Origin of the sequence: Hoeflea sp. (genome assembly GCF_039975035.1) — a bacterium.
Lineage (GTDB): Bacteria > Pseudomonadota > Alphaproteobacteria > Rhizobiales > Rhizobiaceae > Hoeflea.
Window position 1 is genome coordinate 1 of the sequence record NZ_JBDWHW010000015.1, and the last position, 11,145, is coordinate 11,145.

General features: G+C 59.0%; 10 protein-coding genes and 1 pseudogene. 9 read left to right on the forward strand and 2 right to left on the reverse strand.

Going from position 1 to position 11,145, the window contains the following annotated elements:
• Positions 1 to 385: 385 nt before the first annotated feature.
• A complete protein-coding gene (locus ABJN75_RS01240) occupies positions 386 to 802 on the forward strand; it encodes a YbaN family protein (RefSeq protein WP_348436066.1) in 417 nt (138 codons plus the stop codon).
• Positions 803 to 1,064: 262 nt separating this feature from the next.
• Here ABJN75_RS01240 and ABJN75_RS01245 read toward each other — a convergent pair whose 3' ends face one another.
• Positions 1,065 to 2,321 (reverse strand): FAD-binding oxidoreductase, encoded by a 1,257-nt coding sequence (locus ABJN75_RS01245; protein ID WP_348436068.1) that lies wholly within the window; start codon positions 2,319 to 2,321, stop codon positions 1,065 to 1,067.
• Positions 2,322 to 2,499: 178 nt separating this feature from the next.
• Here ABJN75_RS01245 and ABJN75_RS01250 point away from each other — a divergent pair, with 178 nt between their 5' ends.
• The 6 genes from ABJN75_RS01250 (at position 2,500) to ligD (ending at position 9,915) form a co-directional block, all read left to right on the forward strand.
• Entirely contained in the window at positions 2,500 to 3,003 is a 504-nt protein-coding gene (locus ABJN75_RS01250; protein ID WP_348436070.1) for a 2Fe-2S iron-sulfur cluster-binding protein, read from the forward strand.
• Positions 3,000 to 3,977 (forward strand): xanthine dehydrogenase family protein subunit M, encoded by a 978-nt coding sequence (locus tag ABJN75_RS01255; RefSeq protein WP_348436072.1) that lies wholly within the window; start codon positions 3,000 to 3,002, stop codon positions 3,975 to 3,977. The genes ABJN75_RS01250 and ABJN75_RS01255 overlap by 4 nt, the downstream gene beginning before the upstream one ends.
• Position 3,978: 1 nt before the next feature.
• Positions 3,979 to 6,186: a xanthine dehydrogenase family protein molybdopterin-binding subunit gene (locus ABJN75_RS01260; protein WP_348436074.1), complete on the forward strand. Its 2,208-nt coding sequence runs from the start codon at positions 3,979 to 3,981 to the stop codon at positions 6,184 to 6,186.
• Between the two features lie 72 nt (positions 6,187 to 6,258).
• Positions 6,259 to 6,489, forward strand: a complete 231-nt coding sequence (locus ABJN75_RS01265; protein WP_348436076.1) for a hypothetical protein — start codon at positions 6,259 to 6,261, stop codon at positions 6,487 to 6,489.
• Between the two features lie 67 nt (positions 6,490 to 6,556).
• Positions 6,557 to 7,429 carry a Ku protein gene (locus ABJN75_RS01270; RefSeq protein WP_348436078.1) on the forward strand — a complete coding sequence of 291 codons (873 nt, stop codon included), beginning with the start codon at positions 6,557 to 6,559 and terminating at the stop codon, positions 7,427 to 7,429.
• Positions 7,429 to 9,915, forward strand: a complete 2,487-nt coding sequence (ligD, locus tag ABJN75_RS01275) for a DNA ligase D (RefSeq protein ID WP_348436080.1) — start codon at positions 7,429 to 7,431, stop codon at positions 9,913 to 9,915. The genes ABJN75_RS01270 and ligD overlap by 1 nt, the downstream gene beginning before the upstream one ends.
• Position 9,916: 1 nt before the next feature.
• Here the strand turns inward: ligD and ABJN75_RS01280 are convergent, their stop codons facing one another.
• A complete protein-coding gene (locus ABJN75_RS01280) occupies positions 9,917 to 10,336 on the reverse strand; it encodes a hypothetical protein (RefSeq protein WP_348436082.1) in 420 nt (139 codons plus the stop codon).
• Between the two features lie 218 nt (positions 10,337 to 10,554).
• Here ABJN75_RS01280 and ABJN75_RS01285 point away from each other — a divergent pair, with 218 nt between their 5' ends.
• Positions 10,555 to 10,773 (forward strand): hypothetical protein, encoded by a 219-nt coding sequence (locus ABJN75_RS01285; RefSeq protein ID WP_348436084.1) that lies wholly within the window; start codon positions 10,555 to 10,557, stop codon positions 10,771 to 10,773.
• Between the two features lie 221 nt (positions 10,774 to 10,994).
• Positions 10,995 to 11,145: pseudogene (locus ABJN75_RS01290) on the forward strand (IS3 family transposase); the annotation flags it as partial.

Below are 11,145 nucleotides of genomic sequence, written 5' to 3' on the forward strand. Positions count from 1 at the left end.
TTCACGCGGACAACATCAGGGCCAGCGGTCATATGGTGCCGCAAAAACAGGCCGGAGACATGACTGCACCCGACCCGCAAAGCTCAAACATCGCCTGAAATCATATTGCCAAACGGGCGCCATCCAGACATGACAATGCCGGTTGCAGTGGTTTCCGATAGCACTTGCCCATATAGCAGGTGCGGCACTTGGTTTGTGAATCTAGGGCAGGGAAAAGGCTCTCTGGTTTTCTCTATCCTGAGGCCTCTACCGCGCCGAATGCCATTCGGCTGAATATGCCGGCCTTATGCCGGGCATAATGCAACCGGGTAGTTCGTCGGCGTTCATTGAAGACTGACGGCGAAACCTGTATGGGTATTTGAAATACGCCTACAGGGAGTCAAACATGTCCAGCAGCTTGACCCAGCCGGATACACACAAAGCGCAGTCGACCTGCGGCTTAACAAGGCTGGCGTGGCAAACTCTCGGTGTGGTATCACTCGGCCTTGGCGTTGTCGGCGTGCTTCTGCCGCTACTGCCTACGACGCCTTTCTTGATCTTTGCCGCCTTCGCCTTCGCCAGAAGTGCGCCGTCGCTGCATTCATGGCTCATGCGCAACCGCACTTTTGGCCCGATCATTGCCGATTGGCAGGCACATGGTGCCATCGCGCCGCGTTACAAATGCCTCGCCCTGGGCATGATGGCTGGGGCACTTGGCCTCACAGTGGCCATGGGATATCCCGGCGTCATCTTGGCGGTGCAGACAATCTGCATGGTGGCGGCGGCCGCATTCATTCTCAGCCGACCAAGCCGAAAGACTTGAGCCAAACAGCAAGACGCGCCTGTCGCCACCAGCAGTAATTGAATCGCTACCGAATTGAGTAGCGTCGCCTTAACTTGGGTTTAGCATAGGATTCCCGCTATGGGGCTGCTTCATGAAGACCTCGACAGGGCATTGGTGCGCGGATCAGCACATGTTCGGTATTCGATCTTTGATCGGCCGACTTATTTGGCTGCTCCCGCCGAGGCTCGGCAACAAACGGATTTCGGGCGTCCGCAAGCAACCTTTGTACTCAATTGAACGATCACGTGGGAAATTTGAACAGGTCGGCGTCGGAATCCTTTTCGCCAGTGATCTGCGCATTGACGATTTCGGCGGCGATCTTGGAAAATGTGATGCCGTTGCCGCCGAAACCCATCACGGCATAGACGTTTTCCAGACCCGGAACGGCACCGATGAAAGGGAGGCCCGTGGTGGTATTGCCGAAGGGAGCTGCCCAGCGGCTGTGTGGCGGGTAGAGGCTGATGCCGAGCAGTTTTTCGATTTTTTCCACGATGGTGTCGGTGTTGGCGGCAAGTTTTTTCGAATCATCGAAGGCGTCCGAACTTTCCTCGTCTTCTCCCCCAGCGATGATGGAGCCGTCAGCGGCCATTCGCAGATAGAGATAGGGATCGCTCGCCTCCCAGACGAGGTAATCCTTGAGCCATCCGGGCACAGCCGATCGCGGCTTGGCGGCAATCGCCCAAGTCGAGATGATGGAGTGCTGCGGGCTTTCTAGCCGCTTAAGAAACTCGTATCCGGAACAGAAGACAACCTGGCGGGCCACGATCACTTGCCCGTGCGCAGTGGCACACGCGACATGGTCGCCGGCAGGCAGAACGTCGGTGATCTCGATGGGACTCACCACCTTCAGCCCTCGTGCCTGTGCGGTTCTTATCAGGCCAGCAGTCAGTTGTGCCGGGTTTGCCGAGGCGGAATCCCGTGAAACGATCGAAGCCGAACGGTCTATCCCGAACTCGGATTGCGTCGCTGCCTGGTCGAGATACTTTGCGTTTATGCTTGCCTTCTCTCTGATTTCAGCCTCGGCTTTCAGCGCCTTGGACCCCAGTTCGTTGCCAGAGAGATAGAGTGTGTTCTTGGCCCGCATGGAACACTCGATGTCAAGATTTTGGACGAGTTCGACGAGGGACCGGACAGCATCACGCGAGCGCTGCCAGGCCCGCATGGCTTTTTCCTCACCGATTTTTCGCGCAAGCAGGTGAAGCGGAATGTCGATCTCGTGCTGGATCATCGCGGTGCTGTCGAGGCTGCTCCCACGCACCGGCTGACGTCTGTCGACCATCATGACGCCGCGGCTTCCGTCGCACAACTGCTCTGCCATCAATGCGCCGCTGATGCCGCTTCCGATGATCAGGATGTCGCAGGTCTGTGCCGGAAGGTTTTGGAAATGCCGCACTGAAATCCGCGGGGTCTTGGCCCAGTAAGAGGTGTTTTCGTGCAGGGTTTTCTTCTCGACCAGAGCCTCCTGGGCATTGCTGTCGGTCTGTCGTTTCGATGTCATCTGCAGTCCTCAGTGGCTCAAGCCAGCACAACGGACCCCTGAGCGGAACGTTCCACTCCAAACCGTCGGTTCGGAATTAATCTGTCGTGGGCGGAACGATCCGGGCCTTTGCGCGGTTCAACAGGCACCCGCCGGCAGCGCAGCCGGCATCCTGTTGGTCCGATGAGGGAGATCCGCCTTGTATCCGCTACACCTGACAGTCAATGGCACAGCTCATGATGTCGAGGTCGATCCGCGCCGGACGCTGCTCGACCTGGTCAGAGAAACACTCAACCTCAAAGGCCCCAAGAAGGGTTGCGATCACGGCCAGTGCGGGGCATGCACGATGATCGTCAACGGCCGCCGGATCAATTCCTGCCTGTCGCTGGCGTTGACCCATGAGGGCGACGAAGTCACCACCATCGAAGGACTGGCTGACGGGAAAGAACTCCACCCGCTGCAGCAGGCATTCGTTGAGAAAGATGCTTTCCAGTGCGGCTTCTGCACCTCGGGACAGCTTTGCTCCGCTGCGGCGCTGATTGACGAGATCAAGGAAGGATTGCCGAGCGTGGTCACCGGTGATGACCCGGTGGAACTCAGCCCCGAAGAGGTTCGCGAGCGGATGAGCGGCAATCTGTGCCGCTGCGGCGCCTACAACAATATCGTTGAGGCGATCCGAAGCGTTGCAGGACATCAGCGATGAAACCGTTCGAGTACAGCCGTCTCGATAACAGCCATGATCTTTCCGCTGTCGCCGATGGCAGGTACCTGGGCGGTGGCACCAATCTGATCGACCTGATGAAGCACCAGATCGAGACCCCCGATGTGCTTGTCGATGTCAGCCGCGCAGGCATGGACACGATCGAAGAGCGTGACAGTTCGGTCATCATTGGGTCACAGGTCAGCAACACAAATCTTGCCGCCCATCCCCTGATCCGCAAGCACTATAGCGTGCTGTCATCGGCGCTGCTTTCGGGCGCGACGCAGCAGTTGCGCAACAAGGCGACAACGGGGGGCAATTTTCTGCAGCGGACGCGGTGCCAGTATTTCTATGACACCAAGCGCGCCTGCAACAAGCGCGAACCTGGCAGCGGCTGCGACGCCATGAACGGGTTGAACCGGTTTCATGCAATTCTGGGCGAAAGCGAGCATTGCATAGCGGTTCATCCCTCCGACATGGCCGTTGCGATGGCAGCACTTGATGCGGTTGTGCATACGCGAAAAACCGATGGCAGCGAGCGACGCATCCCGGCTGCCGAGTTGCACCGGCTTCCTGGCGACCGGCCGGATCTCGACCATGTTCTTGAACAGGGCGAACTGATTGTTGCGGTTGAATTGCCTGGGACACCGCCAAAGCTGCAGGCCTACAGAAAGGTCCGTGATCGCTCGTCCTATGCCTTCGCTGTCGTTTCCGCAGCTGTTGCCCTCGACATCGTAGACGGGCGGATGCGCAATGTCCGCATCGGACTTGGTGGTGTGGCCCACAAGCCCTGGCGCGCGGAAAAGGCAGAGGCTTTGCTGGAAGGCAGTGCTCCCGATGGGGCGCTTTTCATGCAGGCCATGGAGCAGGAAATGGCGGATGCTACCGGTCATGGGCACAACGATTTCAAGATAACATTGGCGCCCCGCGTTGTCGTCTCGATGCTGAAGCAACTCACCGGACTGGGAGAAAACTGAGATGGACCACTCACCCACCACCTTGATCGGTGACGCGCTCAACCGTATCGACGGTCCGGCAAAAGTCACCGGCAAGGCCATGTATGCCGGGGATCACCGGATCGAAGGCGGGATTGCCGAGGGCTATATCGTCGAGGCTCCGGCAGGTCCGGGGCGCATTACCAAGCTCGATGCCGCAGCCGCGGAAAACGCCGAAGGTGTGATCGCGGTGCTGACCTACCGCAACGCGCCGGCGCAGAAGCCTTATGGTACGCCCGAAGACGAAGGCCGATTCACCCAGTCTCATGCGGTGCTTGAAAACGATCAGGTGCGCCATTTCGGCGAGCCGGTTGCTCTCGTTGTGGCCGACACGCTGGAGCAGGCGCGCCACGCAGCTAGCCTCGTCGAAATCGAGATCGAAGCAAGCGAAGGAGTGTTCAATCCGATCGATCACCGTGATCAGGAGGTGAAGCCCGAGAGCGTCGACGGTCTGGATGAGGTGGACACGCATCATGGGGACTTTGACCCCGAGTTTGCCGGCTCCGAGTTCACTGTCGAGGCGAGCTATTTCACCGGCGCGCAGCATTCGGCGGCCATGGAGCCGCATGTGACGGTGGCGCAATGGGATAGTGAGAAGCTTACCATACACATGGCGATCCAGATCATCGCGTCGGCGGTGTCTGCCTTTGCCAATACGCTGGGTATCGACGAGGAAAATGTCCGCATCATCTCGCCGTTTACCGGCGGCGGTTTCGGATCCAAGCTGGGCGTGCATAACGAAGCCATTCTGGCAGCGCTCGCGGCGAAGCATTGTGGGCGAGCCGTGCGTGTGGCGCAGACGCGGCGCAACGTCTTTTCCAACGGCCCGCACCGTTCGCGCCATCTGCAGGAACTGAAGCTGGGTGCCGGCAAGGACGGCAAGCTCAAGGCCATCCGGCATTACTCGCTGGCCGGCATGGCGCGCAATTATCCGTTTGCCGAAGCACCGGCATCGCCGACACGGGCGAGCTATGCGGCAAACGCGATCCATACCATTCACCGGGTGGTGAAGGCAGATATCCCGAAAGTCGACAGCATGCGCGCGCCAGGCGAGGCGATCGGCACGCTGACCTTCGAAACTGCGATCGATGAGCTTGCTGAAAAGTGCGGGATCGACCCGGTGGAATTCCGGCTGATCAACGAGCCGGAAGCCGATCCGACGGGCCGTGATGCCTTTGCCAGCCGACGCCTGGTTGAGTGCATCAAGAGTGGTGCACAAAAATTCGGTTGGTCGGGCCGCGTCAAACCGGGCGCGCGCCGCGAGGGCCGCAAACTGATCGGCCACGGCATGGCCGTGGCTATCCGACCCAACACACTTAGCCCGGCCAGCGCGGAGGTCATCCTGTCAACGGACGGCAGGCTGACAGCCCGGCTCGACATGACAGACATCGGCACCGGGAGTTACACGATCCTGACCCAGATCGCGGCGGAGACGCTGTCGATTCCAGCCGACCGGATCACGGTGGAGCTGGGTGACAGCAGCTTTCCGACCACCGCCGGTTCGGGCGGGTCATTCGGGGCTGCAAGCTCCGGCTCGGCTCTGTTCGATGCCTGCACAAATCTCAAAAGTGCGATCAGCGAGCGCCTGGCGAAGGCCGGGGTGTCCGCCAACGCGTTCACGCTGAACCACGACAAGCTTGTCGCCGGTGACAGCGAGTTTGCGCTGGCAGAGCTGCTTGGCGGCGACGGTCTCAAGGCTGAAGGGTCTGTCGATCCCGACAATCACGGAAACGGCAAGGCCGAGTATTCCTACGGCGTGCAATTCGCAGAAGTTGAAGTCGATGCGGATACCGGCGAGCTGCGCGTTCGGCGTCTGGTTGGCGTGTTCGATGCGGGCCGCATCCTCAACAAGAAGACCGCGCGGTCGCAGCTGATGGGCGGCATGATCTTCGGCATCGGCGGTGCACTGCTGGAAGAAAGCATGATGGACGACCGCTACGGCAGCTTCATGAACCGCGATTTTGCCGAGTACCACATTGCCGTCAACCGCGACGTTCCTGATCTCGAAGTGCACATGCTGGACGGATTTTCGCAAGACTCGAACCCGCTTGGGAGCAAGGGGATCGGGGAACTGGGGATCTGCGGTGCAGGCCCGGCGATTGCCAATGCCGTCTATGAAGCGACCGGCGTACGGGTGCGGAAATTTCCGATCCATCTTGAAGATGTTCTGCACCACCTCCCGGCCCTGTAGACCAGCCGCAGCAGGGTCGTCGGGAACCAGTGCGCGAGTTCGGCGTTTGTCTCCAAAGCCAAGGAGAACGCCATGCGAACCCGCACATTCATCGCCGGCCTGATCGCGTTGCCCATCAACGCCGTGCTTTTCGGAGCCGGAGCGGTCACCGTGTTGTCCATCCTCGCGCTCGGTGAGCACGCCAAGTCCTTATTGCCGGTGGTCATCGTCGCCGGATTTGTTGCTGCGGCGCCGCTTGCATGGATAATGGCACCCCGGCTGCGCGCCAGCCGTCTGTATTCTGACGCTCACCACAACGCCTGAGCCGTCGCTGCGGGCGAATCCCCGCCTGCGTGGTTCCCGCCCCTGCAAGCGAAGTCTGGAGTAAATCATGGCTGCACGACCGATCTGGAAAGGACAACTCCGGCTGTCCCTGGTCTCGATCCCGGTGGAAATGTATTCGGCAACGAAGACCGGCGCACGCGTCAGTTTCCGGCAGATCCACGAGCCTTCGGGCAAACCGGTCCGCTACCAGAAAACGGTGCCGGGCGTCGGTCCGGTCGATGCCGGCGACATCATGAAGGGATACGAGTACGAGAAGGATCAGTACCTGCTGATCGATCCAGAGGACATTGACGAGATCAAGCTCGAGACCAAGAAGACGCTTGAGTTGATCCAGTTCGTCGACGCCTGTGAAATTTCTCCGCTGTATTTCGACAAGCCCTATTACCTGGTGCCGACCGACGATCTGGCAGAAGATGCTTACCGCGTGGTGCGCGACGCACTGCGCTCGACCAAGATGGTGGGGCTCGGACAGGTGACGATGCGTGGCAAGGAATATCTTGCTGCAGTCAAACCCTGCGGCGACGGGCTTCTGCTCGAAACCCTGCACTACGCGGAAGAAATCCGCGATGCCGATCCGCTGTTTTCCGAAATCGAAGACGACACCGCCGACGAGGAGTTGCTCGAGGTCGCGAAATCGCTGATCGCGCGCAAGACCGGCGCGTTCAAGGCCGATGCGTTCAAGGACAATTATTCGATCGCGCTCAGGGACCTGATTGATCGCAAGACCAAGAGCAAGTCGACCAAGCGGGTGCAGACCGATGAGAGCGATGGCGACAGCGGCAGCGGCGACAATGTGATCGACCTGATGGCGGCGCTGAAGCAAAGCCTGGCCAAGGCTGATGGCAAGTCGTCCTCAGGAAAGTCGCGCAAAACTCCTGCGAAGCCCACGAAGACGGCGGCGAAGAAGAAGTCTGCCTGATGTTTGTGTCGGCTGCTAAACTTGCCGACTATGTGGCCAAACGCGATTTCTCCAAGACAGCGGAACCAAGCGGCGACGGCTCGGGCAAGACCTCCGACACGCCGGCCTTCGTGGTTCAAAAACACGCCGCGCGACGTCTGCACTATGATTTCCGACTGGAATGGGAAGGTGTTCTCTTAAGCTGGGCTGTGACCAAAGGGCCGAGCGCGGTCACCTCGGTCAAACGGCTGGCTGTACGCACCGAGGATCACCCACTGGATTATGGCAGTTTTGAAGGGACAATCCCTGCCAAGCAATATGGCGCCGGGACGGTGATGCTGTGGGATGAGGGCTGGTGGGAACCGCAGGAGGATTTCGCCAAGGGGCTGAAATCAGGAAAGCTCAAATTCATCCTGCACGGGCAGAGAATGAAGGGGCGCTGGATGCTGGTGCGGATGCGCACAAACGAGAAGCGCGAGAACTGGCTGCTGATCAAAGAACACGACAGTTATGAGGAAGAGGACGAAAACGGTCTCACCGATCGCTATGTCATCAGCGTGACCAGTACGCGGAGTATGGAAGAGATCGCTGCAGGCAAACCGGTCCGAAAACAGCCTGTGAAAGCCTCACGAGAAAAACCCGGAAAGTCTACATTCACACTGCCGACGCCAAAATTCCGCAAGCCGCAATTGGCAAAGCTCAGCGACCATGTGCCTGAGGGCGACGGATGGCTGCACGAAACAAAGTTCGATGGTTATCGCTGCCTTGCCGCTTTGGGCAAGGGCGGCGTGAAGCTTTACACCCGGACCGGCCTGGATTGGACCGAGCGATACGTAGGACTTTCGGAGGCCTTCGCTGCGCTTGATTGCCAGAATGCGCTGATTGATGGCGAGGTGGTGTCGGCGAGCAAGGCAAGTGGTTCGTCTTTCTCGGCGCTGCAAGGCGATCTCGAAAAGGGACGACCGGTCATCTTCATGGCCTTCGACCTGCTTGAACTCAATGGCGAGAAGTTCGTCAAACGGCCTTTGACGGAGCGCAAGGAAGCGCTGGCGCTGCTGCTTGCCGGGCAGGCGAAGGAAACGCCCATCCGCTATTCCGAGCACGTAACCGGGCACGGGTCCGAGGTCTTCAAGGCGATCGAAAAGGCCGGCGGCGAAGGGATCATCAGCAAGGCCTGCGAAAGCACCTATGCGGGCAGCCGCAGCGGCAGCTGGTTAAAGATCAAGACCAAGCTCAGACAGGAATTCATTGTCGGCGGCTTCTCGCCCTCGTCTGCCAAACACAGGCCGTTTGCGTCGCTGCTGGTTGGTTCGCGCGAAAATGGCGCGTTCGTCTATCGCGGGCGCGTCGGCAGTGGTTTCAGCGAAGCCGATCTCGAGAAATTGTCCTCGCTGATGCAGAAGTGTGAGCGTCAAACCAGCCCCTTCGCCGAGGTTCCTGGAGATGTCGCGCGATCCGCCCAGTGGCTTAAGCCCGAGCTGGTGATCGAGGTGGAGTTTGCCGAACTGACGGATCAGGGCAGTATCCGACACGGCGTGTTTCAGGGTGTACGCGAGGACAAGGATGCAGCGGTGGTGGAACTCGAGAAAGCGGACAAATCGACCGGTGAAACCAAGACGGTGCTGGGTGTGCGGATCAGCAGCCCGGACCGGGTGGTGTTTCCTGACTCCGGCTGCACCAAGGGTGACGTGGCCGAGTATTACGCGAAGGCTTCCAAAAGGATGCTGGACCTGGCGGGAAACCGTCCGGTGTCGCTGCTCAGGTGCCCGGACGGCAGGGACGGAGATTGCTTCTTCCAGAAACATGCGGGCAAGGGGTTTCCCGACAGCATCGGCATCGTCGACATCGAAGAGAGTTCCGGCAAGACCGAGCCCTATATGGTGATCGGCAAGACGGCGGGTTTTGCCGCCGCGGCGCAGATGGGGACCATCGAGTTTCACATCTGGGGCTCGCGCACTGACATGCTGGAGAAGCCCGACCGGCTGGTGTTCGATCTTGATCCGGACGAGGGCTTGGCGTTTTCCGACGTCAAGGCGGCTGCCAAGGACGTTCGCAAACTTCTCACCGATATCGGGCTCGACAGCGTGCCGATGGTGACCGGCGGCAAGGGGGTGCATGTGGTGGTGCCGCTTCGGCGGACAGCCGAGTGGGAAACGATCACGTTCTTTGCACGCACAGTTGCCAGCTTCATGGCGCAACGCGACCCGGATCGCTATGTCGCCACTATGTCGAAGGCCAAGCGCAAGGGGAAAATCTTCATCGACTGGCTGCGCAATGACAGGGGATCAACAGCGGTGGCGCCTTATTCGATCCGGGCCCGCAAAGGTGCACCGGTTGCCGTTCCTGTTACGTGGCAGGAACTGTCGCGCCTGAGGTCGGCGAATTCGTTCGGTTTAGGCAAGGCGCTAAAGCGGCTGGACAAGCCCTGTCCACTTCAAACGATGGACGCGAACCAGTCGATATCGCAAGCTGTTGTGAATGCGTTGGAGGATTTGATCGCCGGCTAACCTAGCGCTCGTCTGCGCTCATGGCGGCTGGTTGCTGCAACACGCCAGCGCCTGCACGTGGTGTGATTGCGAGAGGCTGACTGACCAAGTTGAAAAGAAGGTCTGCAAGCCTGTCATAATCAACCGGCCTGGAAAGACAGGTTTGCGCACCGGCAATCCGTAGGGAGTTGAACGACGACCCGCCGCCGAGCGTGATGATAGGTGTCGCCGAACGAAGCAGTTTGTACGCGAACCGTAGTGACATTTCGTCTGACTGATGCAGATCGAAGATTGCAGCATCAATACCGGAGTGCGCGCAATTCCTGTGTTCCCTCGGCTTCATCGGCTCAACGGCAAAGCCGCGATCCTCGAGCTCGGACAGCAAGTTCACCGTCAGCATAGGCTCGTCGGTAACCACCAGAATTTTTGGACTCATATGCATGTGTACTCCTTCATGGCCTGCAGTGGGTGTCGCGGCGGCACCTCAATTGCTGGATGAGCAGTGCAGTCTGAGTGCATGGTTATATAAAAACACAACCAGAGAAAGGCCACGCTTGTGCAGTGGGAGCACAGTGCATTTGTAGCTCCTATTTAGCCACTTGAAAAAAGTGAGGTACTTACTAACATATAGCCTTAGATTGGACAGCCGGGACTTTTGAAATGTACCGTGAAAGAAACGAACGCTTGCAGATCATGGTGTCGCCGGAGGAACTCAGCGCCATCGACGACTGGCGCTTCAGGCAGCGCATGCCCAGCCGCGCCTCCGCCGTTCGCGAATTGTTGCGCCGCGGTCTTCAGGCCGAAGGCGTGAATATCGCTGAGGCACATGAAAAATCCAGTGATTTCGGCGTCATCGAAAAGCGCTACGACGCGGAGTGATGCAGGATTAGCAGGGCAGCAGCCTAGCCGGAATCTGCTTGTCGCCGGCGTGACGTCTGGAACACTCGCGCCTTTAACAGGCCTTCCCGCAATTTCGCTCATTTAAGATTTCTGAAACCAAGCTCTCAGCCCAACGTTGTTTGCTCGGGATGTTTGGCATGAGTGTACTGAACCGCGCCGGGTTTGCCGGAGGCTCCAACTCCCGAGTAGGATGGAGCATCATGAGCAAGTCAACGAACAAGTTTTCCCCAGAAGTGCGTGAACGCGCGGTGCGTTTGGTTCTGGACAATCAGGACCAGCATGAATCGCGTTGGCAGGCGATCCTATCCATTTCATCGAAGATCGGCTGTGCGCCGCAAACGCTGAACGACT